Genomic DNA, 24,374 nt, shown 5'->3' on the forward strand with positions numbered 1-24,374 from the left:
GCGGGGGCCTGGGCGGCGGGCGATCTCGTCCCCCTGCCCGATGTCAGCCCCGCGGCGCATGACGAGCCCCTGCTGGCCGATGGCACCGTCCACCACGTCGGCCAGCCGGTGTTCGTGGTCGCCGCCGACAGCCACCTCGCGGCCCGCCGCGCGGTGCGCCTTGCCCGGCTGGAGATCGCCGAGGCGCCCGCGATCCTGACCCTCGACGACGCGCTGGCCGCGGGATCCCGATTCGAGGGCGCCCCCCGCGTCTGGACCTGCGGCGACGCGTCGGCCGCCATCGCCGCCGCCCCCCACCTGGTGGAGGGCGCGATCGAAATCGGCGGCCAGGAGCATTTCTACCTCGAGGGACAGGCCGCGCTGGCCCTGCCGCAGGAGGGCGGCGAGATGGTGATCCACGCCTCCTCGCAGCACCCCACCGAAATCCAGCACAAGGTGGCCGAGGCGCTGGGCCTGCCGATGGCCGCCGTGCGGGTGGAGGTGCGGCGCATGGGCGGCGGCTTTGGCGGCAAGGAAAGCCAGGGCAACGCGCTGGCGGTGGCCTGTGCGGTGATCGCGCGCATCACGGGCCGCCCGGTGCGGATGCGCTATGACCGCGACGACGATTTCGCCATCACCGGCAAGCGGCATGATTTCCGCATCCGCTACCGCGCCGGGGTGGACGCGCAGGGGCGCATCCTGGGCGCCGAGGTCACGCACCACGCCCGCTGCGGCTGGTCGGCCGACCTCAGCGCGCCGGTGTGCGACCGCGCGATGCTGCACGCCACCAACGCCTACCACATCCCGGCGTTTCGCGTCGAAAGCCACCGGCTGCGCACCAACACCCAGTCCAACACCGCCTTTCGCGGCTTTGGCGGCCCGCAGGGGATGCTGGGGGCGGAGCGGATGATGGACCATATCGCCCACCGCCTCGGCCTCGATCCGCTGGCGGTGCGGCGGGTGAACTTCCACGCCGCCCCCACGGCGCCGGCCCTCCGGCGGACCACCTTCTACGGGATGGAGGTGCAGGATTTCGTCCTGCACGATCTGGTGGACCGGCTGGCGGAGACATCGCGCCTCGCCGCCCGGCGGGCCGAGATCGACGCCTGGAACCGCGACAGCCCGGTGCTGAAGCGCGGGCTGGCGCTGGCGCCGGTGCAGTTCGGGATCTCGTTCACGCTGACGCATCTGAACCAGGCCGGCGCGCTGGTGCATGTGTACCAGGACGGCTCCATCGCGATGAATCACGGCGGCACCGAGATGGGACAGGGCCTGTTCCAGAAGGTCGCGCAGGTGGCCGCCGAGGCATTTGGCGTCGGGATCGAGGCGGTCCGGATCACCGCCACCGACACCGCCAAGGTGCCCAACACCTCGGCCACGGCGGCGTCCTCGGGATCGGACCTCAACGGAATGGCGGTGCTTGCGGCCTGCGAGGAAATCCGTGGCCGGATGGCCGCGTTCGTGGCGGCCGAGCATCAGACCGACCCCGCCCGCGTCGTCTTTGCCGACGGCCATGTGCATGCGGGCGGCGCGGCCTATCCCTTTGCCGAGGTCGCGCGGCGGGCCTGGATGGCGCGGATCAGCCTGTCGGCCACCGGGTTCTACCGCACGCCGGACATCCACTGGGACCGGATCGCGGGGCGCGGCCGGCCGTTCTATTACTTCGCCTATGGCGCGGCGGTGGCCGAGGTGGTGATCGACACGCTGACCGGGGAAAACCGGTGTCTGGCCGCCCACATCCTGCATGACTGCGGCGCCTCGCTGAACCCCGCGCTGGACATGGGCCAGATCGAGGGGGGCTTCGTGCAGGGCATGGGCTGGCTGACCACCGAGGAGCTGGTGTGGGACAGTGCCGGCCGGCTGCGCACGCACGCGCCGTCGACCTACAAGATCCCCGCCTGTGCGGACCGCCCCCGGGTGTTCGAGGTCGACCTGTGGGAGGGCGCCAACGCCCTGCCGACGATCCGGCGCTCCAAGGCGGTGGGTGAACCGCCGCTGATGCTGGCCAATGCAGTGTTCCTGGCGCTGTCGGATGCGGTGGCGGCCTGCGGCGATGGCACGGTGTACCCCGCGCTCGACGCCCCCGCCACGCCCGAACGCGTGCTGGCGGCGGTGGCGCGGCAGCGATGAGCCTGGATCTGGAGGGGCTGCGCGCCGCCGTCGCGGCCCATGGCCGGGTGGTGCGGGTGGTGGTGGCGGGCATCCAGGGCTCCACCCCGCGCGAGGCGGGGGCGTCGATGCTGGTCTGGCCCGCCCACCCGACGGGCGCAACGGCGCACGGGGATCCGCGCCGGGGTCAGTCGGGCACCATCGGTGGCGGCGCGCTGGAATGGCAGGCGACGGCGCGCGCGCACCGCTGCACCGCGCCCGAGGTGCTGCGCCTGCCGCTGGGTCCGACGCTGGGGCAGTGCTGCGGCGGTGCGGTCACGCTGGTGCTGGAGCCGTTCGACGCCGCCCGACTGGCGGCGCTGGTGGTGCAGGCGGGATGGGCGGCCCGCCCACTTGGCCCACCCGACCAGGCCGCCCCCGGTCAGGGTCCCGCCGCGCCAGGGACCGGCGGAACGCCCGGCCCCGCGCACGTCCCGGCGCAGGTCCCGGCGTCGGTTGCGCGTGCGCTGGCGCGGGGGGGCGCGCGGCGGCCGCAGCTCGTCGATGGCTGGCTGGTCGAACCGATCAGTCGGCCCGACCGGACCCTGTGGGTCTGGGGCGCGGGGCATGTGGGCCGGGCGATCGTGGCCATCGCGGCGCCCCTGCCCGGCCTGGCGCTGACGTGGGTCGACATCGCGCGCGACCGTTTCCCCGACGACCCGCCCGCGGGCGTCGCGCTGCGCTGGGCGGCGGACCCGGCGGGGCTGGTGACACGCGCCCCGGTGACGGCCGAGCATCTGATCCTCACCCATGACCACGCGCTGGATCTGGCGCTGTGCCACGGGCTGCTGCGGCATGGATTCGGCCTGCTGGGGCTGATCGGCTCGGCGACCAAGCGCGCGCGCTTTCACAGCCGCCTGGCCGCGCTGGGCCATGGCCCCGACGCCATCGCCCGCATCCGCTGTCCCATCGGCGATCCGGCCCTGGGCAAGCACCCGCAGGCCATCGCCCTGGGCGTCGTCACCGAGCTTGTGCGCGGACCCCGACGGGACGATGCGAGACAACCGGCCGGGACGAATTGATCTTTGTCAAACGCGTCGTATAAGTGTCACGCAGCTGTCACATGGCGGCGCTACCGAGCGGAGGAGGTCGCACGACCCCGGCGCAAGCCATGGGCGCGACACGCAGCGGTTACAGGGAGCAACCGATGAAACATACGAAACTTCTTTCCGGCAGCGCGCTTGCGCTGGTGATGGCGGCCGGCGCCGCACAGGCGCAGACGCAGATCGATTGGTGGCACGCCATGGGCGGCGAGCTCGGCGAGCTGCTGGAGGGCGTGGCCGAGGCCTTCAACGAGAGCCAGGACGACTTCGTCGTGCGCCCGTCGTTCCGCGGCACCTACACCGAGACGATGACCGGCGCGATCGCGGCCTTCCGCGCGAACCAGCAGCCCCACATCGTGCAGGTCTTCGAGGTCGGCACCGGCACCATGATGGCCGCCGAGGGCGCGATCTATCCGATCTACCAGCTGATGGCCGATTTCGACGTGCCGTTCGACCCCGCGGCCTATCTGCCGGCGGTGGTGGGCTACTATGCCGACCCGAACGGCAACATGCTGTCGTTCCCGTTCAACTCCTCCACCCCGATCATGTACTACAACCGCGAAGTGTTCGAGGCCGCGGGCCTTGACCCCGACACCCCGCCCGCGACCTGGGCCGAGGTCGAGGCCGCCTCGCTCGCGATCCTGGAATCGGGGGCCGCGTCGTGTGGCTTCACGACCTCGTGGCCGTCGTGGGTGATGCTGGAAAACTTCAAGGCCTGGCACAACCAGCCGCTGGGCACGCTGGCCAACGGCTTCGAGGGGTTCGAGACCGAGTTCGTGTTCAACACCGAACTGCTGGCCAACCACTGGGACAACCTCAAGGCCTGGGCTGACGCGGGCGCGTTCCGCTGGGGCGGCCCGGGGCCGGGTCCGGATGCGTTCCCGGCGTTTTATGCGGGCGACTGTGCGATGGTCTTCGGCTCCTCGGCCAGCCGCGCGGGCGTGCTGCGCAATGCCGACTTCGAGGTCGGCTTCGGCATGCAGCCCTATTACGACACCGTGGAGGGCGCGCCGCAGAACTCCATCATCGGCGGCGCCACGCTGTGGGTCCTCCAGGGCAAGTCCGAGGCGGAATACGAGGGCGTCGCGCGCTTCTTCGAATTCCTGTCCCAGCCCGAGGTCCAGGCGCAATGGCACCAGGACACCGGCTACCTGCCGATCACGCTCGCCTCGTGGGAGCTGACGCAGGAGCAGGGGTTCTATGACGAAAACCCCGGCGCCGACATCTCGATCCAGCAGATGACCCTGAACGAGCCCACCGAGAACTCGCGCGGGCTGCGCTTTGGCAACTTCGTGCAGATCCGCGACATCATCTCCGAGGAGATGGAATCGGTGATGTCCGGCGCCAAGACCGGCCAGCAGGCCGCCGATGACGCGGTGCGCCGCGGCAACGCGCTGCTGCGCGACTTCGAAGCCGCGCTGAACTGAGCCGAACCAGACCGTCGGCCCGTCCCGATACCCCGGGGCGGGCCTTGCGCTGCCGTGCCCCCCGGTTCGCCGGGGGGTGCTGCGCTGCAATCCGGGGGCCTTGATGCAAACCAAACGCATGACCTTTCCCAGCCAGTGGCTGCCCTACGCGCTTCTGGCGCCGCAGGTCATCATCACGCTGATCTTCTTCATCTGGCCCTCGGCGCGGGCGCTGTGGATGTCGCTGCTGCGCGAGGATGCCTGGGGGCTGCGCAGCACCTTTGTCGGCCTGGACAACTTTCGCCGACTGTTCGACGACCCGCTCTATTTCAATTCGTTGCAGGTCACGGGGGTGTTCGCGGTGGGCACCACGCTGCTGTCGATGGGGCTGGCGCTGATGTTCGCGGTCATGGTCAACAACATGATCCGGTCGCGCGATGCGTACTCGACGTTCCTGGTGTGGCCCTATGCGGTGGCGCCGGCGGTGGCGGGGGTGCTGTGGTGGTTCATCTTCAACCCCTCCATCGGCATCCTGCCCTATGTGCTCGACATGGTGGGGTATGACTGGAACCACCGCAGCAGCGGCAACGACGCGATGATCCTCGTGATCCTCGCCGCCGCGTGGAAGCAGATCAGCTACAACTTCATCTTCTTCCTCGCAGGCCTGCAATCGGTCCCGCAGTCGCTGATCGAGGCCGCGGCCATCGATGGCGCCAGCCGTGCCAAGCGGTTCTGGACCATCGTGTTCCCGCTGCTCTCGCCGATCACCTTCTTCCTGCTGGTGATCAACATCATCTACGCGATGTTCGACACCTTCGGCATCATCCACGCCACCACCGAGGGGGGCCCGTCACAGGCCACCAACATCCTGGTCTACAAGGTCTATCGCGACGGTTTCGTGGGCCAGAACTTCGGCTCCTCGGCGGCGCAGTCGGTGATCCTGATGGGCATCGTGATCGTGCTGACCGTCATCCAGTTCCGCTATATCGAGCGGCGCGTGAATTACTGAGGGGGGCCGAGCCATGGTCGAGAACCGCCCGCTGGGCAACCTTCTGTCCCACATCATCCTGATCTTCGGGGTGGCGCTGGTGGTGTTTCCGGTGTGGGTGGCGATCGTCGCCTCCACCCACCCGCCGGGGACTTTCGTGCGCGGCGTCATGCCGCTGCTGCCGGGGCCGAACGGCTGGGAGAACTATCGCACCATCCTGCTAGAGGGGCGCTCGCGCGCGGGCACGCCGCCGGTGATCGGGATGATGTGGAACAGCTTCGTGATGGCGATGTGCATCACCCTCGGCAAGCTGGCGATCTCCATCATCTCGGCCTTCGCCATCGTCTATTTCCGCTTTCCGTTCCGCATCTTCTTCTTCTGGATCATCTTCGTGACGCTGATGCTGCCGGTCGAGGTGCGGATCGTGCCGACCTTTCAGGTGGTGGCCGATCTGGGGATGCTGAACTCGTTTGCGGGCCTGTCGATCCCGCTGATCGCCTCGGCCACCGCGACGTTCCTGTTCCGGCAGTTCTTCATGACCATCCCCGAGGAGATGCTGGAGGCCGCCCGCGTCGATGGCGCGGGGCCGTTCAAGTTCTTCAAGGACATCCTGCTGCCGCTGTCGATCACCAACATCGCGGCCCTGTTCGTGATCATGTTCATCTACGGCTGGAACCAGTACCTCTGGCCGCTGCTGATCACCACCGATCCGGAGTATTTCACCATCGTCATGGGCATCCAGCGCATGGTGACGGGCGGCGACAGCGAGCCGCTGTGGCATCTGGTGATGGCCACGGTGGTGCTGGCGGCCCTGCCCCCGGTGCTGGTGATCCTGTTCATGCAACGGCTCTTCGTGAAGGGCCTGACCGAGACGGAGAAGTGAGCCCATGGCCACGATGACGCTGGAGAACATCTCCAAGACCTATGCCGGTGGCGTGCAGGCGGTGAGCGACGTCAACCTCGATATCAAGGACGGCGAGTTCATCGTGCTGGTGGGCCCCTCGGGCTGCGGCAAGTCCACGCTTCTACGCATGGTCGCGGGGCTGGAGACGATCACCGGCGGCACGCTGAAGATCGGCGACCGGGTGGTCAACGACCTGGAGCCCGCCGACCGCGACATCGCGATGGTGTTCCAGAACTACGCGCTCTACCCGCACATGACGGTCTACAACAACCTCGCCTATGGCCTGCGCAACCGCCGCATGCCCAAGGACGAGATCGACCGCCGCGTGCAGGAAGCCGCCGCCATGCTGGAGATCGGGGCCTACCTCGACCGCAAGCCGCGCGCACTGTCGGGGGGCCAGCGCCAGCGCGTCGCGATGGGGCGCGCGCTGGTGCGCGAGCCGGCGGCGTTCCTGTTCGACGAGCCGCTGTCGAACCTCGACGCGAAACTGCGCGTGCAGATGCGGGTGGAGATCCGCCAGCTCCAGCGCCGCCTGCGCACCACCTCGCTCTATGTCACCCACGACCAGCTGGAGGCGATGACCATGGCCGACCGGCTCGTGGTCCTCAACGGCGGCGTGATCGAGCAGGTGGGCACCCCGATGCAGGTGTACTCCCGCCCCGCCTCGACCTTTGTGGCGGGCTTCATCGGTTCGCCCGCGATGAACATGCTGCCGATGGACACCCTGCGCGCCGAGCGTCACGCCGAAGGGCTGTCGCTGCTGCCCGGTCGGACGGACCTGGTGGGCATCCGCCCCGATGACCTGCGGCTGGAGCCGTCGGACGCGCCGGGCCTGACGCTGCATGGGCGGCTGGCGCTGCTGGAGCCCGCGGGCGCCGAAAGCCACCTGCATGTGCATCTCGATGGCTCGGACCAGCCGATCACGCTGCGGGTGCCGGGCGTGCCGGAGATGGCCGACGGGGCCATGCTGACGATGCACGCCGCGCGCGAGGCGTTGCATCCGTTCGACGCGGCGACGGGCAAGCGCCTGGACTGACACGCCACGCTGGCCCTGCGCCGCGATCTGGGGCATGGACGGGCGATCGCAACACCCCGGAGCCGCCGCCATGCCCCACCCCGCCCCCGACGACCGCCTGATCGTCGCCCTCGATGTCCCCGACGCGGTGCGGGGCCTTGCGCTGTCGGCCCAGCTGGGCGACGCGGTGGGGTTCTACAAGATCGGGCTGGGGATGCTCACGGGCGGCGGGCTGGCGCTGGCGCGCGAGCTCAAGGACGAGCACGGCAAGCGCATCTTCCTCGACCTCAAGCTGTTCGACATCGGCGCCACGGTGGAAGCGGCGGTGCGCGGGCTTGCGCGGTTCGACCTCGACTTCCTGACGGTGCACGGCGATCCGCAGGTGGTGGCCGCCGCGCGGGCGGGGGCCGAAGGCTCGGGCCTGCGCATCCTGGCCGTCACGGTGCTGACGTCGTGGGACCGCAGCGATCTGGACGCGGCGCTGATCCGCCCCGGCACGGTGCCCGGCATCGTGCTGGAGCGCGCGGCACGCGCGTTTGCCGCCGGCGCGCACGGCGTCATCGCCTCGCCGCAGGAGGCAGCCGCCCTGCGCGCCCTGCCCGAGGCGGCGGGCAAGCTGATCGTCACCCCCGGCGTGCGCCCCGCGGGCGCGGCCATGGGCGACCAGAAGCGCACCCGCACCCCCGCAGACGCCATCGCCGCCGGTGCCGACCACATCGTCGTGGGCCGCCCCGTCCACGCGGCCGCCGATCCCGCCGCCGCCGCCCGCGCGATCCTCGCCACATTGCCCGTCCGCTGAGGCGCCATTGACACCCCGGTACGGGCGGTCCATAGGGCAGCCTCCATTTGGTGTTGGTGGCCCCCGCAAGGGGTGCCCTGTCAGCCACGGGAATGACCCCGCGGCAGAGGACAACGCCCTTCGACCACACGAAGGAGATCAGCCGTGACGAAACGCACGTCTGCCAAGTACAAGATCGACCGCCGCATGGGCGAAAACATCTGGGGCCGCCCGAAAAGCCCCGTCAACCGCCGCGAATACGGCCCCGGCCAGCACGGCCAGCGCCGCAAGAACAAGCTGTCGGACTTCGGCATCCAGCTGCGCGCCAAGCAGAAGCTGAAGGGCCACTACGGCGACCTGACGGAAAAGCAGTTCAAGCGCATCTACGGCGACGCCACCCGGATCAAGGGTGACACCGGCGAGAACCTGATCGGCCTGCTGGAGCGGCGCCTCGACGCGGTGGTCTATCGCGCCAAGTTCGTGGCCACCATCTTTGCCGCACGTCAGTTCGTGAACCACGGCCACGTCACGGTGAACGGCAAGCGTGTCAACATCCCCTCCTATCGCGTCAAGGAAGGCGACGTGGTGGCGGTGCGTGACAAGTCGCGCCAGCTTGCCTGCGTGCTGGAGGCCGTGAGCCTGGCGGAGCGCGACGTGCCCGACTACATCGAGGCCGACCACGCCAAGCTGACCGCGACCTTCGTGCGCACGCCCAAGCTGGGCGACGTGCCGTTCGCGGTGCAGATGGAACCGAACCTGGTGGTGGAATACTACGCCAAGAACGGCTGATCCCACGGGATCGCGGAAATGGGGGCGTCGCCGGTGGGCGGCGCCCTTTTCATGTCACCCGGCGTGGGCAAAGACCTCGGCCAGGATCGCCTCCAGCGCGCGGGCGTCGGCATCGGTGAAGGCGTCGGGCTGGTCGCTGTCGATGTCGAGCACGCCCAGCAGCCGCCCCGCCCCGTCGATCACAGGGATCACCAGCTCCGACCGGGTGGAGGACGCGCAGGCGATATGGCCGGGGAATGCGTCGACGTCCGGCACAAGCTGGGTCTGGCGGGTGCGCGCGGCTGCCCCGCAGACCCCGCGCGCGAACGGAATGACCAGACATCCGTGACCACCCTGATAGGGGCCGATCTTCAGAAGCTCCGGCGCCACCACACGGTAGAAGCCGGTCCAGTCGAAGCGCGCGTCGGAGTGGTGGATCTCGCAGGCGAGCGTGGCCATCAGCGCGACGGTGTCACGCTCGCCCTCGGTCAGGGCGCGAATGCGGGCGGCAAGGGCGGTGTAGTCGGGATCGGGCATGGTATCTCCTCCATCCCCGATCCATGACCGCCCCTGCCGCCGGGATCAAGGCACCAGCGCCGCCAGCACCTCGGTGAAGGGGGCGGGATACAGCCCCGCCGCCAGCAAGAGCGCCGAGGCCGAGACCAGCACCGCCACCTCCGCCAGCGGCAGCGCGGGGGCCGAGGCGGCCGGGGCCTCGCGCACGGGATAGGGCGTGTCCTCGGTGCCCGGCGGCAACCGGCGCCAGACGATCACCACAAAGCGCAGGTAGTAGTAGAACCCCAGCGCCGAGCCGATCACCGCCGCGACCACCGACACCCAGTCGCCCGCCGACAGAATCGCCACGAACAGGTAGATCTTGGCGATGAACCCCGCCACCGCCGGCAACCCCGCCAGCGAGATCAGCCCCAGCGTCAGCGCCGCCCCCGACAGCGGGCTGCGCCAGCCAAGGCCGCGCAGATCCTCGATGCGCGGATCAGGCCCCAGACGCGCGCCCACGCACAGCGCCGCCAGCAGCGCGGGCGCATAGGCGAGGATGTAGAACGGCACCGCCTCGGGGGCGGCCAGGCCCGAGGCCACGATCACCGCAATGTAGCCCGAATGCGCCACCGAGGAGTAGCCCAGCATCCGCGTCAGCGACGACTGCCGCAGCGCGAGGAAATTGCCCAGCAGGATCGACGCCGCCCCAAGCGCCATCAGCGCCCCCGACCATACCGGCTCCGGCAGGCCCACATCGGCCAGCCGCACCAGCGCGATCGCCACCGCCGCCTTGGACGCGGCCCCGGCAAAGGCCGCCGCCGCCGCGGGCGCCCCTTCGAACCCGTCGGGCGCCCACATGTGGAACGGCACCAGCGCGAACTTGAACGCCAGCCCCCCCAGCAGGAACGCCGTGCCGATGGCCATCAGCGGATCGCCCCGCAGCCCCGGCACCGGCGTCCAGCCCTGGAACTCCAGCGACCCGGACGCGGCATACAGAAACGCCAGCCCCATCAGCAGCGACGCCGCCCCCGCCCCGCCCATGATCAGAAGCTTGTAGCCCGCCTCCAGCGCCGGGCGCGTCAGCGGCAGCACGAACATCGCGATCAGCGACAGCGTCACCAGCTCCAACCCGATGAAGAAGGGCGCGGCGTGGGTCGCACCCGACAGCAGCGCAGCCCCCAGCGTGGCCAGCGCCATCAGCGCCGGCCCCTCGCGCGCGGGCGGCGCGGGGCGCAGCCACACCAGCGCCGCCAACCCCGTGAGCGAGGCCACCAGCGTGCCGAACCGCGCCAGCCCGTCATCGGACAGGATCGCCGGGCCGTCGCCCACCGGCAGCCCGAGGCGCAGCGCCGATACCCCCGCCGCCAGCGCCATCGCCGCGCCGGCGACACCGCGCACCAGCCAGGCCGGGGCCTTGGGCGCCAGCAGCATCGCCAGCACCGCGCCCGCGCCCAGCGCGATCAAGGGGACCAGCCCGGTCATGGCCGCACGAGCGGCGCCAGCGCCGCGTCCACCGCAGGCTCCAACACCACCAGCAGAAGCTGCGGCAGCATGCCGAACAGCAGCGTGCCAGTGGCCAGGACGATGACCGGCGCCAGCTCGGACCAGGTCAGGTCCTGCGTCACGCAGGCCTTGGAGGGCACCCCGAAGATGATGCGCTTGAGCAGCCCCGTGGCATAGACCACCGACACCACCAGCGACACCAGCGCGATGGCCGCGAGGAACCAGTTGACCTGGAACATGCCGGTGATCACCAGCGCCTCGCCGAGGAAGTTCGCGGTGCCGGGCATCGCCAGCGCCGCCGAGAAGAACACCGCAAACGCGGCGGCAAAGCGCGGCGCCGTCTGTTGCAGGCCCCCCAGTTGCCGCAGATCACGCGTGCCCACCCGGTCATAAAGCGCCCCGATCAGCAGGAACAGCGCCGAGGCCGAGAAGGCGTGCGCGATCATCTCCACGCCCGCGCCCATCATGGCGAAGTGCACGCCGCCCGACAGGCCCATCAGAACGATGCTCATGTGCGCGATCGAGGTATAGGCCACCAGCCGCTTGGCGTCCGTCTGCCCGCACGCCAGCACCGCGCCATAGATCGTCCCGAACGCCCCCAGCGCAAGGCCATAGGGCGCCAGCACATGGAAGCCGTCGGGGAACAGCATGCCGGGGAACCGGAACAGCCCATAGGCGCCGGTCTTCAGCAACAGCCCCGCCAGCAGGATCGAGCCGGCCGTGGGCGCCATCGTGTGCGCATCCGGCAGCCAGGCATGGAACGGCGGCGCCGGCAGCTTGGTCAGGAACGCCATCGAGAAGCCCAGCAGCAGCCACACCTGCGCCAGAGGCGGGATGCCCATCTCGGCGAACACGAAGGCATCAAACGTGATCTCGGGCGCCGTGGCGGCCATGTAGAACACCGCCGCCAGCAGCCCCAGACCCGCCACCGCGTTGAACACCAGGAACTTCAGCGCCACCGCCTCGCGGTCGCCATGCCCCCAGATGGAGATCAGCAGGAAGGACGGGACCAGCATCAGCTCCCAGAAGAAGGCGAAGAACAGAAGGTCCATTGCAAGGAACACGCCGTTCGACGCCGCGACCGTCCACAGGATGCAGGCGTGGAACAGCCCCGACTGCTTGCGGATGTTCCACGAGATCACCACCGAGATGATCCCGAGCACGATCGACACCGCCACCAGCGCCCCCGACAGCCCGTCCATCGCCAGCAGGAACTGCAACCCCAGCGCGGGCGCATACTGGTAGCGCACGAGGGCCAGCCACTGCGCGCCCGGGGCGTCGGGCGGCGGTCCGCCGGTCCACGCCACGATCAGCGCGATCAGCGCCACGGCCAGCACGGCGATGGAAAACCACCGCTCGGCGTTGCGCCCGAGCCTTGCCACCAGCAAGGCCGCGATACCGCCGAACAGCGGCAGTACGATGAGCGCGGTCAGCGCCATGTCGTCCCCCATCCCAACAAAAGAAGAAGTGCCACGCCCACCGCGATCGCGAGCGCATAGTCGCGCACCCGCCCGCTCTGGACATGCCGCGCCACGCCCCAGGCCCGCACCGTCGCCGAGGCAAAGCCCGCCCACGCCCGGTCCAGCGGGTCATGCGCCAGCGGACGCACGATCGCGCCGACCAGCCATTGCGCCCCCATCACCGGCAGCGTGCCCACCGGATCGGCGATGCTGCCCCGCTGCCCCGTGAGCCAGCGCACCAGCGCCACGAAGGGCTGCACGAACACGATCTGATAGACCCCGTCGATGCGGATGCCGCTGCGCATCCGCCGCGCCTGCGCCACCCGGCGCGAGATGCGCGGCATGAACGTCATCGCAAACGCCAGCGCCAGCCCGACGAACGGCGCAACCGCGCCGACCAGCTCCACCGCCAGCGGCGGGTGCGGAACGGTGGCGTCGAGGAACTCCACCATCGGGGTGACCAGCGGCGCGATGGCAAAGGTCCCGGCCGCCAGCAGCAGGATCGGCAGGTTGGTGAACACGCCCCCAAAGGTCATGCGCGCGCCCTTGACCGGGATCAGCCCCACCAGCACCGGCCGGAACGCATAGGCCCCCGTCAGCACCGCCGCCGACAGCGCCACGCCCCACAGCACGATCCCGAACGGCCCCGCCAGCCACGCCGACGCCAGGATCGCCTCCTTGGAGAACCACCCCCCCGTCACGAAGGGGATCCCCGCCAGCGACGCGGCGCCCGCGACGAATGCCAGATATGCCACCGGCCGCGCCCTGAGCGCCCCGCGCATCGCCGCGATGTCGGTGGTGCCGCGCGCGATCTGGGTGATGTCGCCCGCCGACAGGAACAGCAGCGACTTGAAGATCGCGTGCACGACGAAGTGGGCAATCGCGACCTCGGGCTGGCCCAGCCCGATCGCCAGCAGCATGAAGCCGATCTGGCTGATGGAGGAATAGGCCAGCAGCCGCTTCACATCGAGCTGAAACACCGCGGCCGTCGCCCCGAACAGCGCCGTCGCCGCCCCCACCGTCGCCGTCACCGCCATCACCAGCGGCACCGTTTCCATCAGCGGCGCCAGACGTGCCAGCAGATACGCCCCCGCCGCCACCATCGTGGCCGAGTGCAGCAGCGCCGACACCGGCGTCGGCCCCGCCATCGCCGAGGGCAGCCAGGTGTGGAACGGCAGCTGTGCCGACTTGCCCATCGCACCGGCCAGCAGCAGCGCCGCAATCAGGCCGCGGCGGACATCGTCGGTGGCAATCCCCGCCGGGATCAGGTCATCGAGCCGGACCGAGCCTGCCTCGAGGAACAGCAGCAGCAGCGCCGCCAGCAGGAACGCATCGGCCACGCGGGTGATGACGAACGCCTTGCGCCCCGCCGCGATCGCCCGCGCCGACGTGACGTGGTAGGCGATGAGGAAGAACGAACACAGCCCCATCAACTCCCACCCCAGGAAGAAGATGATGGAGTCCCCCGCCAGCACCATGCACAGCATCGACGCGAGGAACAGGTTCATCAGCGCAAAGTACCGGCGCAGGTCCGCGATCTCGGACTTGGCCATGTAGTCGATGGAATAGCCGATCACGCAGGCGCCGATGATGGTGACCGTCACCCCCACCAGCGCCGACAGCGGATCGAGCTTCAGCGCCAGCGCCACCACCGCCGGGCCGACCTCCAGATCGAAGATCGGCTGGATCCCGTCACAGGTCCCCATCAGGCAATAGGCACCCAGCGGCAGCATCACCACCGCCGGCAGCGTGGCGCCCGCCAGCGCGATGGTCTGGATGGCGCGCCGGTTGAACTCCGCCGGGCCGAGGCCCAGCAGCAGGAACGCCCCCATCGCGGGCATCGGCACGAGGAGCAGGGCAAAGAACGGGCTCATCTCAGCGCCTCAACAGGTTGACGGTGTCGCTGTCGGACACATCGGCGTGGCGGCCCAGCCGCAGATACAGCGCCAGCCCCAGCGCCACCTCGGAGGCCGCCAGCACCAGAACGAAAATGAACATCCCCTGCCCGCCCGGATCGCCGTGGTGGGCACCGGCGGCGACAAAGGCCAGCGCCGGACCGGTCAGCATGATCTCCAGCGCGATGATCTGGAACAGGATGCCGCGGCGGATCATCAGGCCGAACAGCCCCACCGCGAACAATCCCGTCGCCAGAACCAGCGCGGCCGTCAGAAACAGCGGCGTCATTGTCCCCCCTCCCGGCGTGCCAGATGGCGTGCCCCCAGCAACGCCGCGATCAGCATGGCCGAGGCCACCTCGACCGCCACCGCCCAGGGGCCGAACAGAAGCGCGCCCAGCCGTTGCGCGGGCACCGCCACCGGCGCGCCGTCCAGCCCGCCGCCCGGGAGCGACAGCGCCACCGGCGCCAGCACCGCCAGCACCAGAACCAGAGGCAGCTTCCAGCCCTTGCCCAGCCGCACCCGCTCGCGCGCCAGCGCCGCATCGCCACTGTCGATGGTCATGACGACAAAGATGAACACCGCGATGATCGCCCCGGCATAGATCAGGATCTGCACGGCCCCGGCGAACCCCGCGCCCAGCGCAAAGAACCCCGCGGCAAGGCTGATCAGCCCCGCAACCACCCAGATCAACGCATGCACCACGTTGGGCCGCGTGATGGCCAGCGCCATCGCCACCAGCCCCAGCGCACCCGCCCATATCGCGAAGGCCCCGCTCAAGCCCATGCTGCCGCTCCTTGTGTGCCCCCAGGGCCCCGCCGGGCCATGCAGCCGCGCGCCCCGCGCGGATGCCGGACCCGAGGGGGCTCGATGCCCCCGAGGGGCCGACCCCGTGCCACGCCGGTCATGGTGCAAGCCCCTTCAGATCGACCGCCGCCGACTGCCCCTCGCGCGGCGCCTGGCCCGCCAGCGCCTTGCCCGCGACATCCCAGTACCGGTACCCCGGCACCTTGCCCTCGCCCGCGATCAGCAGATCGTCCTTGTCATAGATCAGAGAGGACCGCGCGTAATCCGCCAGCTCGAAGTCCGGGATCAGCTGGATCGCCGCCGTCGGGCACGCCTCCTCGCAATAGCCGCAGAAGATGCAGCGCGCGAAGTTGATGCGGAACGTCTCGGGGTACCAGCGCCCGTCCTCGGCCTCCGCCTTGACCACATCGATGCAATCCACCGGACAGGCCACCGCACACAGGTTGCACGCCACGCAGCGTTCCGCCCCGTCGGGGTCGCGCGACAGGATGATGCGCGCGCGGTAGCGTGCCGGCAGCTCCGGCTTCACCTCCGGGTAATTGGCCGTGTACTTCGGCTCCCACAGTTTGGAGCCGACCTCCCACAGCGACTGGATGATGCCCCTGATCATGCGCCCCCCACCACAATCCAGCCCGTCGCCAGCAGGTTCAGAAGCGCCAGCGGCAGCGCCACCTTCCACGCAAACCCGATCAGCTGGTCATACCGTGGCCGCGGCAACGTCGCGCGCAGCCACACGAAGACAAAGGCGATGATGCCGACCTTGATCCCGAACCACACCGCACCCGGCAGGACCGGCCCATGCCAGCCGCCAAAGAACAGCGTCGTCGCCAGCGCCGCCACCAGCAGCACCGCCAGATATTCCCCGAGGAAGAACAGCGCGAAATTCATGCCCGAGTATTCCGTCATGAACCCCGCGACCAGATCCTGCTCGCTCTCCTGAAGGTCGAACGGCAGCCGGTGTGCCGCCGCCACCCCCGCGATCAGGAACAGCACGCAGCCCAGCGGCTGCACCAGCACGAACCAGCGGTCCTCCTGCGCGGCCACGATGTCGCCCAGCGCAAAGCTGCCCGTCAGCATCACCACGCCCATCAGCGACAGGCCCAGAAAGCTCTCGTACGCCAGCAGCTGCGCCGCCGCCCGCAGGCCGCCCAGCGTGGCATAGCGGTTGCGCGACGCCCACGCCCCCAGCACCAGCGCATAGACCGTCAGCGCCAGCATCCCCATCACGAACATCACGCCCATGTCGAGCTCGGCAATCGCCCAGCCCGGCGCAAACATCACCACCCCGAATCCCGCCAGGATCGGCAGCGCCGCCAGCACCGGCGCCAGGAAATAGGCCGGGCGGTCGGCGCCCTCGGGGGGGGCGTCCTCCTTGGTGATCAGCTTCACCGTGTCGGCGATCCATTGCGCAAAGCCGAACGGCCCCACCCGGTTCGGCCCGAGGCGCTCCTGCATGAAGCCCAGCAGCCGCCGCTCGGCCCAGGTGAACACCCCCGCCGCCGCCATCAGCCCGCCCAGCAGCATCGCCGACAGGATCAGGATCACGACAACCGCCAGCGCCGTCATCATTGGACATCCTCCGGGGTGATGTGGGCTGCGTCAATGCGGGCCGGGACCCGGCGCGACAGCGCCGCCGGCAGGCCGACATGGCCACGCGGCAGGCCCGCGTCACAGACCACCGGCAGCCGCGCGCCCGCAACGGTCGCCAGCGCGCCCTCAGACAGGCCCAGCGCGGCGGCGTCCTCGGGGTGCAGGCGCATCACCGGGCGCCCCGCCCGTTCGGCCAGCGGCGCACCGGCGCGGTCCGAGGGGTGGGCCGCGAACGGGTCATGCAGCGGGATCACCCGCAGCCCCTCGGCCGGATGCGCCGGGGCGTCGGGCGTGCGCGCAAGCTCCATGCCCGGGCGGATCACCCGCACACCGGGATCGCCCCCCTTCAGCGGTCCGCCCACATACGCCTGCGCCAGGCACGCGGCCGAGGGTGAGTGCAGCCCGTCCTCGGCCGGTCCGCTCGAGCGCGCGGGATCCACGGCGGCCCCCTGCGCCCCCTCCATCGACCACGACAGGCCCCCGTCGGGGTCCACCGGAGGCATGCCTTCGGGGACCCGGCCGGCCAGATCGTCGGCGGTGCGGCCCGAATACCGCCGCGGCGCCCGCGCCGCACAGGGCTTGGTGCCCGAGCCGGGCGCGGCCTCCGCCGCCCCCGCCAGCACGGGCAGATCCTCGGCCAGCCTCGCCAGCACGTCATCGACCCGCGCATCCGCATCCCACAACCCGCCCAGCGCCGACAGCACCCGCCACGCCGCCGGCGGTCCATCGGGGCGCGCGGCAAAGGCGCGCTGCGCCCGACCCTCGTGGTTGACAAAGGTGCCCGCGGCCTCGGCGAAGCTGGCGACGGGCAGCGCCACCTGCGCGCCCGCCGTCGTCGCTGTCGCCAGCGCCTCCAGCGCAACCACCTGCGCCGCCGCAAGGGGCGTGCCCTCAAGATCGGTCTCCAGGGCGATCACCGGCCGCGCGCCGCGCGCCTGTGCCGCAGCCTCCAGCCCACCCGCAACGCCCATCAGCGCCAGCCCGAGGCTGTTGGCCTCGGCCGGGAACAGCGCCAGCCGGGCCTTGGGCAGGGCGGCGACCACCTCGGCGGCGGCCTCCACCGTCCCCGCGACGCCAAGCCCCGCGCCCGCGATGACCACCGGCGCCTCGGCCGCTGCCAGCTCGGCGGCGACGGCCCTTGCATCGTCCTGCGCCGCCTCGCCGCGCAGGGCGGCGGCGACGGCGCGGCCGAAGGCGGCCACGGCGTCCGCATCCCGACGCAGGGCGCGCGCGGCGACACCGTCCAGCGCATCGGCCAGCGGCGTGACCAGCGTGACGGCCGCCCGCCGCCCCTCGCCCGCCACGCGCACGGCGTTGTCGAGCCAGTGCGGCACGCCCTTCTCCGCCGCCAGCGCGCGTTCGGCCGCGCGCGTTGTCTGCCGCAGCGCCAGCGCCGCGCGGGGGGCATGGCCGGTCAGATCCTCGCCCAGCACAAGGGCCGCGTCCGCTGTCTCGATGTCCTTCAGCGAGGCGATGGGGTGCGACGCCAGCGCCGCCACGATGGCCGCGTCCTGCGCGGCCTCGGCGTCCGGGACACCGGCAAAGAACCGCTCCGCCCCCACCAGCCGGCGCAGCGCATAATTCGCCTCCAGCGAGGCGCGGGGCGAGGCGATGCCGATGGCGCCCTGCGCGATCACCTCGCGCGCGGCGGCCAGGGCGGCGTTCGGCGTGACCTCGGCCCCGCGGATCAGCGGCGTGGCGAGGCGTGCGTCGCTTTCGACCCACAGCGGGCCGAACCGACCCCGATCACACAGGAAGAACCCGTTGATCGCGCCGTGATAGCGGTTCTCCACCCGGCGGATCCGGCCGTGACGCTCCGAGATCGTCAGGTTGCAGCCGACCGAGCAGCCGTTGCACACCGACGGCGAGTGCATCATGTCCCACGGCCGGGCGTACCCTTTCGACCAGCCCTTGTCGTTGAAGACGCCGGTGGGGCAGACCTCGGCCAGGTTGCCGGCGAAGGGGCTTTCCAACACCCCGTCCTCGGCCCGGCCGAAATAGACGTTGTCATGGGCGCCGAAGACATCGAGATCGCGCCCGCCGGCATAGCCGCGGTAAAACCGCGTGCAGCGGTAGCACGCGATGCAGCGATTCATCTCGTGCGTCAGCAGCGGCCCGAGGTCCTGGTTGCGGTGCGTGCGCTTGGGAAACCGGGCGCGCCGGGCATGGTGGCCGGTGGCGACGGTCATGTCCTGCAGGTGGCACGCACCGCCCGCTTCGCACACAGCGCAGTCGTGCGGGTGGTTGACCATCAGCCATTCGATGACGCGGGCGCGGAAGTCCTCGGACTCCGGGTCGCGCAGCTTGATCTCCATGCCGTCGGTGGCCGGGGTCATGCACGACATCTCGATCCGGTCGCGGCCATTCTCGGTCACGGTCACGGCGCACAGGCGGCACGCGCCCACGGACCCCAGCGCGCCGTGCCAGCAGAAATGCGGCACCATCACACCGGCCTCGATGCAGGCGGTCAGCAGGTCCACGCCGGGGCGGAAGGTCACCTCGCGCCCGTCGATACGCAGCTTGGGTGTGTCGCTCACAGGATCCCCCTCCGGATCGGGCAGCCACCGTCCAGGTGCGCCTCGAACAGATCGCCGAAGCGCGCAAGCGCGGTGGCAAGCGGGCTCATGGCGCCGCCCATCAGGTCGCAGAAGGTGCGGCCGCGCGGGCCGGCCTCCCGGGCGGTCATGCGCAGGATCTCCAGATCGCCGGGGCGGGCGGTGCCCTCCTCCAGCGCGTCCAGGATGCGCGCGACCCACGGCAGGCCGTCGCGGCACGGCGTGCACCAGCCGCAGCTTTCGCGGGCATAGAAGCGCTGGTGGCGCGCCAGCACCCCGATGGGGCAGGCCGTCTGGTCCAGCACGATCATCGTGCCGGTCCCGAACATCGAGCCTGCCTTTGCGCAGTTGCCGAAGTCGAGGGGGATGTCCAGCTCCGCCGCCTCCAGGAACCCGGACGCGCCGCCACCGGGCTGGAAGCAGCGCAGCACCCCGTTGCCCGACACCCCGCCCGACCGCTCGATAAGTTCCCGCGCGGTGGTGCCCATCGGCGCCTCGATCAGGCCCGGTTTGTGGACCCGGCCCGAGACGGCATAGAGCTTGGTGCCGCCTTCCTCGGTGCGCGAGAGCGCGCGGAACCACTGCGGTCCGTGTTCGAGGATGTGCGGAACAAGGCTGATCGTCTCGACGTTGTTGACCGTCGTGGGGCGGCCGAACAGGCCCGATTGCGCCGGGAACGGCGGGCGCTTGCGCGGCACGGCGCGCTTGCCCTCCAGCGATTCGATCAGCGCGGTTTCCTCGCCCACGATGTAGCGCCCCGCTGACGGCTTGACCTTCATCGTCAGCGAGAACCCGGAGCCGAGGATGTCGCGGCCCAGCAGGCCCGCCGCCTCGGCCTCCAGGATGGCGCGCTTCACGTTGGCGATGGCGGTGCGGTATTCGTCGCGGATCAGCACATAGGCGACACTGGCATGGGTGGCATAGGCGGTGATGATCGCGCCCTCCACCAGCTGGTGCGGCAGCGCCTCCAGCAGGAAGCGGTCCTTGAAGGCGCCCGGCTCCATCTCGTCGCCGTTGACGACCAGATAGCTGGGACCATCGCCCGGGGACTTGCCCGGCTCGGGCATGAACTTCCACTTCTTCGCAGCCGGAAAGCCCGCGCCGCCGCGCCCGTTCAGGTTGGCCTGATCGACGCGGTCCAGAACCTCGGACGGCGGCAGCTTCAGCGCGCGGGCCACGGCCTCGTAGCCACCCGCGGCTTGCCATTCGGACAGGGTGTGCGGCGCGCGGTCGGCCCGCGCGCGGCCGGTCAGCGGCGTCTCGGTCATTCCCGGCCCTCCAGCAACGCATCCACGCCCGCGGCATCCAGCGGCCCCACCAGACGGCGGTCGCGACCCAGCGCGGCCGCCGGGGCCTTGTCGCAGCCCCCCAGGCAGGCGCAGTTGATCAGCGTGTATTTCCCGTCCGCCGTGGTCTGGCCGAACCCGATGCCGAGACGCTCCATCAGCCGGTCGCGCACCGCGTCGCCGCCATTGAGCCAGCACGACGCGCCATCGCACAGCAGGATCACTGTGTCCCCCACCGGGCGGCGGAAGATCATGGAATAGAAGGTGGCGAGGTTCTCCAGCTCGGCCGCGCTGACGCCCAGCAGCGCCGCCGCCTGTGCCAGGCGGTCGTCCGAGACCCAGCCTTCCTCGTGCTGGATCAGGCGCAGGCTTTCCAGCATCGCCGGGCGGGCGCCGCCGAAACTGTCCATCGCGCCCAGGATCGCATCGCGCAAGGGCTCGGGCAGGTGGGAGGTCTGAGGGGTCATCGATCGGTATCCGACATCACGAAGTCGATGGCCGCGATCTGGACCACCAGATCGGCCACGGTCATCCCCGGCGCCAGCGTCGGGATCATCTGCAAATGGGTGAAGGACGGCGAGCGGATGCGCGTGCGATAACTCTCCGTCCCGCCGTCCGAGACGATGGAATACTGCGACAGGCCCCGGTTGCCCTCGAACTGCCCCGTCGCCTCGCCCGCGGGAACCACGGTGCCCTGGCTGACGGAGAGGAAGTGGTGGATCAGGGTTTCGATGTCCTGATACGTCCGGTCCTTGGGTGGCGGGGTGGTCAGGGGGTGGTCGGCCTTGGTCGGCCCTTCGGGCATGTTCTCAAGGCATTGGCGGATGATCTTCAGGGACTCCCTGATCTCGTCGGCGCGCACGCGGGTGCGGTCGTAGATGTCGCCGGTGTGGCCCAGCGGCACCTCGAACTCGAACTGGTCGTAGCCCATCACGGGGCGGCGCTTGCGCAGGTCCCAGTCGCAGCCGGCGGCGCGCAGCTGCGGCCCCGTGGTGCCCCAGTCGAGCGCGGTGGCCACGTCATAGGCGCCCACGCCCTTGGTGCGGATGCGGAACAGCTCGGAGCGCAGCACCATCCGCTCGTACTCGTCCATCCGCGACGGCATCCACTCCAGGAACTCGCGCACCAGCGCGTCCCAGCCGGTGGGCAGGTCCATCGCCACGCCCCCGATGCGGAAGAACGCGGGGTGCATCCGCGCGCCGGTGATCGTCTCGGTGATGCGGTGGATCTTCTCGCGGTCGGTGAACATGTAGAACACCGGGCTCATGGCGCCGACGTCCTGGGCCATGGTGCCATAGAACAGCAGGTGGCTGTTGATGCGGTAGAACTCGGCCAGCATCACCCGGATCATCTGCGCGCGGGGCGGTACGGTGATGCCGCACAGCCGCTCCACCGCCATCAGGTACGGCAGTTCCTGGATCACCCCCCCGAGGTAGTCGATGCGATCGCAATAGGGGATGAAGCCGTGCCAGCTCTGCCGCTCGGCCATCTTTTCGGCGCCGCGGTGGTGGTAGCCGATGTCCGGCTCGGCCCAGACGACTTCCTCGCCGTCGAGCCCCAGCACGATCCGGAACACCCCGTGCGCCGAGGGGTGGTGCGGGCCGAAGTTGAGCATCATCAGCTCCTGCCCGTCGCGCATCATCGGGTGGCCCCAGCCCTCGGGATCGGGCTGCATGGCGTCCTCGGTGTCGTGGAAAACCGCATCGGTCATGCGGAACGGCGGGCGCTCGGTGGCGCGGGCATAATGGGTCTTGCGCAGCGGGTGGCCGTCCCACAGCGGCGACATCAGGATGCGGCGGTGGTGGGCGCGGCCGGTGAACCGCACGCCGAACATGTCGAACGCCTCGCGCTCGTACCAGTCGGCGTTGGGATAGACGCCGGCCAGCGTCGGCATCTCGGGCGCCTCGGCGTCGCAGGCGATCTTCAGCCGGATGTCGGCGTTGCGCTCCAGGCTGGTCAGGTGGGTGCACACGGTCACGCCCGACGCGGGCTGGCCCGCGCGGTTGCGGCGCTCGGTCTCGTCGATGCACCACAGATCGACCAGCAGCGGGAACGGGCGCACGATCTCCTGCTTGAGGTAGCGGTGGATGGCCGGGGCCGCCTCGGGGGCGATCCACAGCACGGGGAAATCCTCGGCCGTCTCCTGACGGGCCAGGATCGCACGCCCGAATCGCGCGCGCAGATCGGCGACGAGGTCGCCGGTGGGGGCTGCGTCGAGGCTCATTGTGCCTCCGGATCGTCGTAGCGGGTGGCGGCCATGCGCACGTCGCGCAGCGCATCGCGGCGCGGCTGGGGGTCGAAGGTCGGCGCGGGCTGGCGCGGGGCCTCCCAGCCGCCGACGGTGATCTGCAGCGGGCGGCGCTCGGCCGCGATCTTGCCCTGCAACAGCACCAGCGCATCCATCACCTGTTCGGGGCGCGGCGGGCAGCCGGGGATGTAGACATCCACCGGCAGGAAGCTGTCGACCCCCTGCACCACCGAATAGATGTCGTACATGCCGCCCGAGTTCGCACAGGCGCCCATGGAAATCACCCAGCGCGGCTCGCGCATCTGCTCGTACAGACGCTTGAGCGGCACCGCCATCTTGTTGAACACCGTGCCCGACACAATCAGCAGGTCCGCCTGGCGCGGCGTGGAGCGGATCACCTCCGCCCCGAAGCGCGCCTGATCATAGACCGGGGTCAGCGCGGTCGCCATCTCGACGTAGCAGCACGACAGGCCGAAGTTGAACGGCCACAGGCTGTTCTTGCGCGACCACGCCACCAGATCGTCGAGCCGGGTGAACAGCGCGCTCATCGCCATCGCGTCGCCCGGCTTGGGGGCGGCGGCGGGGGTGGTCAGATCTGCGCTCATGTGCGGCCCCGGGTCATGTGTTCGCTCTTGCGCGGCCCCGTCTCCAGCGCGCCATCGAGCCAGAGATAGGCCAGCGCCGCCAGCAGCACGGTGATGAACACCGTCGCCGCGATCAGGCCCTCGATCCCCGCCTCACGCGCGGAGATGGCCCAGGCGAACAGGATCGCGACCTCCATGTCGAAGATCATGAAGGCCACCGCGATCAGGAAATACGGTGCGGCCAGCGGCGTGGTCATCGCCCGGTTCGGCGGCGCACCGGATTCGTAGACGCCAAAGCCCGGCGTGGAGCGTTCGCGCAGCAGCCCCGCCACCAGCAGGATCGCCGCCAGCAGAACCGCCGCCACCGACACATGCAGCAGCAACGCCGCGCGCGGGTCAATCAACGTGAGCAGGTCCCACATCCGCAAAGCTCTCCCCGGTGATGATGTCCCGGCGGACGATACCACCGGTGAGCCGACACTAGGCACCGGGCGCCGCGCCACTTTGATCTGCGTCAACCGCAGGGAACGGCGTGCAAACAGCCCGACGCCTGTGCCGTGCGCCGACGGCCCGGAGTTCGGCTTTCAAAACAGATGATTATGCAGACGCCGGCAGATATTTTCCGCCAAATTTTCAGGCGGGCGGGAAAATCCGCGCAACGCAGTCATGCGCGCGGCTCATGGCTTTTGCGGTATGCCATGGCGCACCGTCATGGCTGCCCCCGGATCACCCCGACCAGTCGGCCGCCCGCCAGACCCGGCGCACCTCCAGCGCGTCCGACAGATGCACCAGATCGGCGCGCGCCCCGACCCGCAACCGGCCATGCCCGGACAGCCCAAGGAACCGCGCGGGCACCGCCGTGGCCCGGCGCAGCGCGCCCGCCACCCCCGGCCCGGCCCGCGCCGCAACCCGCACCGCC

General features: G+C 70.4%; 23 protein-coding genes. 8 read left to right on the forward strand and 15 right to left on the reverse strand.

Features of this window, described 5'->3' with window-relative positions; all coding sequences use genetic code 11:
• From xdhB to rpsD, 8 genes are all read left to right on the forward strand, one after another.
• On the forward strand, nucleotides 1-2,109 hold a 2,109-nt coding region (gene xdhB / locus CCR87_RS16155; protein WP_201158574.1), incomplete at its 5' end, for a xanthine dehydrogenase molybdopterin binding subunit.
• Complete coding sequence (xdhC, locus tag CCR87_RS16160; protein WP_201158575.1) at nucleotides 2,106-3,149, forward strand: xanthine dehydrogenase accessory protein XdhC; 1,044 nt, start codon at nucleotides 2,106-2,108, stop codon at nucleotides 3,147-3,149. The genes xdhB and xdhC, both read left to right, overlap by 4 nt.
• 125 nt (nucleotides 3,150-3,274) lie before the next feature.
• Nucleotides 3,275-4,597 (forward strand): sn-glycerol-3-phosphate ABC transporter substrate-binding protein UgpB, encoded by a 1,323-nt coding sequence (gene ugpB, locus CCR87_RS16165; protein WP_201158576.1) that lies wholly within the window; start codon nucleotides 3,275-3,277, stop codon nucleotides 4,595-4,597.
• 103 nt (nucleotides 4,598-4,700) lie between these two features.
• Nucleotides 4,701-5,585, forward strand: coding sequence for a sn-glycerol-3-phosphate ABC transporter permease UgpA (ugpA, locus tag CCR87_RS16170; protein WP_201158577.1), 885 nt, complete (start codon nucleotides 4,701-4,703; stop codon nucleotides 5,583-5,585).
• 13 nt (nucleotides 5,586-5,598) lie between these two features.
• Complete coding sequence (ugpE, locus tag CCR87_RS16175) at nucleotides 5,599-6,447, forward strand: sn-glycerol-3-phosphate ABC transporter permease UgpE (RefSeq protein WP_201158578.1); 849 nt, start codon at nucleotides 5,599-5,601, stop codon at nucleotides 6,445-6,447.
• A gap of 4 nt (nucleotides 6,448-6,451) precedes the next feature.
• Nucleotides 6,452-7,504, forward strand: coding sequence for a sn-glycerol-3-phosphate import ATP-binding protein UgpC (locus tag CCR87_RS16180; RefSeq protein WP_201158579.1), 1,053 nt, complete (start codon nucleotides 6,452-6,454; stop codon nucleotides 7,502-7,504).
• Between the two features lie 70 nt (nucleotides 7,505-7,574).
• A complete protein-coding gene (pyrF, locus tag CCR87_RS16185) occupies nucleotides 7,575-8,282 on the forward strand; it encodes an orotidine-5'-phosphate decarboxylase (RefSeq protein ID WP_201158580.1) in 708 nt (235 codons plus the stop codon).
• A gap of 144 nt (nucleotides 8,283-8,426) precedes the next feature.
• The gene (gene rpsD, locus CCR87_RS16190; RefSeq protein WP_201158581.1) at nucleotides 8,427-9,050 is read left to right on the forward strand and encodes a 30S ribosomal protein S4; all 624 of its coding nucleotides are present in this window, start codon (nucleotides 8,427-8,429) and stop codon (nucleotides 9,048-9,050) included.
• Nucleotides 9,051-9,104: 54 nt separating this feature from the next.
• Here the strand turns inward: rpsD and CCR87_RS16195 are convergent, their stop codons facing one another.
• The 15 genes from CCR87_RS16195 to CCR87_RS16265 all read right to left on the reverse strand — a co-directional run.
• Entirely contained in the window at nucleotides 9,105-9,566 is a 462-nt protein-coding gene (locus tag CCR87_RS16195; RefSeq protein WP_201158582.1) for a GAF domain-containing protein, read from the reverse strand.
• A gap of 45 nt (nucleotides 9,567-9,611) precedes the next feature.
• Nucleotides 9,612-11,009, reverse strand: coding sequence for an NADH-quinone oxidoreductase subunit N (locus CCR87_RS16200; RefSeq protein ID WP_201158583.1), 1,398 nt, complete (start codon nucleotides 11,007-11,009; stop codon nucleotides 9,612-9,614).
• Entirely contained in the window at nucleotides 11,006-12,469 is a 1,464-nt protein-coding gene (locus CCR87_RS16205) for a complex I subunit 4 family protein (RefSeq protein ID WP_242512072.1), read from the reverse strand. Before CCR87_RS16205 ends, CCR87_RS16200 begins: the two co-directional genes overlap by 4 nt.
• On the reverse strand, nucleotides 12,460-14,364 hold the full coding sequence (locus CCR87_RS17560) for an NADH-quinone oxidoreductase subunit 5 family protein (RefSeq protein ID WP_201158585.1): 1,905 nt from the start codon (nucleotides 14,362-14,364) through the stop codon (nucleotides 12,460-12,462). The genes CCR87_RS16205 and CCR87_RS17560 overlap by 10 nt, the downstream gene beginning before the upstream one ends.
• Nucleotide 14,365: 1 nt before the next feature.
• A complete protein-coding gene (nuoK, locus tag CCR87_RS16215) occupies nucleotides 14,366-14,674 on the reverse strand; it encodes an NADH-quinone oxidoreductase subunit NuoK (protein WP_201158586.1) in 309 nt (102 codons plus the stop codon).
• Nucleotides 14,671-15,171 carry an NADH-quinone oxidoreductase subunit J gene (locus CCR87_RS16220; RefSeq protein ID WP_242512073.1) on the reverse strand — a complete coding sequence of 167 codons (501 nt, stop codon included), beginning with the start codon at nucleotides 15,169-15,171 and terminating at the stop codon, nucleotides 14,671-14,673. The genes nuoK and CCR87_RS16220 overlap by 4 nt, the downstream gene beginning before the upstream one ends.
• A 118-nt stretch (nucleotides 15,172-15,289) precedes the next feature.
• Nucleotides 15,290-15,799, reverse strand: a complete 510-nt coding sequence (nuoI, locus tag CCR87_RS16225) for an NADH-quinone oxidoreductase subunit NuoI (RefSeq protein WP_201158594.1) — start codon at nucleotides 15,797-15,799, stop codon at nucleotides 15,290-15,292.
• A complete protein-coding gene (nuoH, locus tag CCR87_RS16230) occupies nucleotides 15,799-16,758 on the reverse strand; it encodes an NADH-quinone oxidoreductase subunit NuoH (protein ID WP_420850184.1) in 960 nt (319 codons plus the stop codon). The genes nuoI and nuoH overlap by 1 nt, the downstream gene beginning before the upstream one ends.
• Nucleotides 16,758-19,319: an NADH-quinone oxidoreductase subunit NuoG gene (nuoG, locus tag CCR87_RS16235; protein ID WP_338048953.1), complete on the reverse strand. Its 2,562-nt coding sequence runs from the start codon at nucleotides 19,317-19,319 to the stop codon at nucleotides 16,758-16,760. The genes nuoH and nuoG overlap by 1 nt, the downstream gene beginning before the upstream one ends.
• The gene (locus CCR87_RS16240; protein WP_201158587.1) at nucleotides 19,316-20,605 is read right to left on the reverse strand and encodes a complex I 51 kDa subunit family protein; all 1,290 of its coding nucleotides are present in this window, start codon (nucleotides 20,603-20,605) and stop codon (nucleotides 19,316-19,318) included. The genes nuoG and CCR87_RS16240 overlap by 4 nt, the downstream gene beginning before the upstream one ends.
• The gene (nuoE, locus tag CCR87_RS16245) at nucleotides 20,602-21,090 is read right to left on the reverse strand and encodes an NADH-quinone oxidoreductase subunit NuoE (RefSeq protein WP_201158588.1); all 489 of its coding nucleotides are present in this window, start codon (nucleotides 21,088-21,090) and stop codon (nucleotides 20,602-20,604) included. Before nuoE ends, CCR87_RS16240 begins: the two co-directional genes overlap by 4 nt.
• Nucleotides 21,087-22,847, reverse strand: coding sequence for an NADH-quinone oxidoreductase subunit C/D (gene nuoC / locus CCR87_RS16250; protein ID WP_201158589.1), 1,761 nt, complete (start codon nucleotides 22,845-22,847; stop codon nucleotides 21,087-21,089). The genes nuoE and nuoC overlap by 4 nt, the downstream gene beginning before the upstream one ends.
• Nucleotides 22,844-23,476 carry a NuoB/complex I 20 kDa subunit family protein gene (locus CCR87_RS16255; protein ID WP_201158590.1) on the reverse strand — a complete coding sequence of 211 codons (633 nt, stop codon included), beginning with the start codon at nucleotides 23,474-23,476 and terminating at the stop codon, nucleotides 22,844-22,846. Before CCR87_RS16255 ends, nuoC begins: the two co-directional genes overlap by 4 nt.
• On the reverse strand, nucleotides 23,473-23,877 hold the full coding sequence (locus CCR87_RS16260; protein ID WP_201158591.1) for an NADH-quinone oxidoreductase subunit A: 405 nt from the start codon (nucleotides 23,875-23,877) through the stop codon (nucleotides 23,473-23,475). The genes CCR87_RS16255 and CCR87_RS16260 overlap by 4 nt, the downstream gene beginning before the upstream one ends.
• 304 nt (nucleotides 23,878-24,181) lie before the next feature.
• Nucleotides 24,182-24,374, reverse strand: a 193-nt coding sequence (locus CCR87_RS16265; RefSeq protein ID WP_201158592.1) for an amidohydrolase family protein, incomplete at its 5' end; no start/stop codon positions are given.

The organism is Rhodobaculum claviforme (assembly GCF_016653255.1).
Lineage (GTDB): Bacteria > Pseudomonadota > Alphaproteobacteria > Rhodobacterales > Rhodobacteraceae > Rhodobaculum > Rhodobaculum claviforme.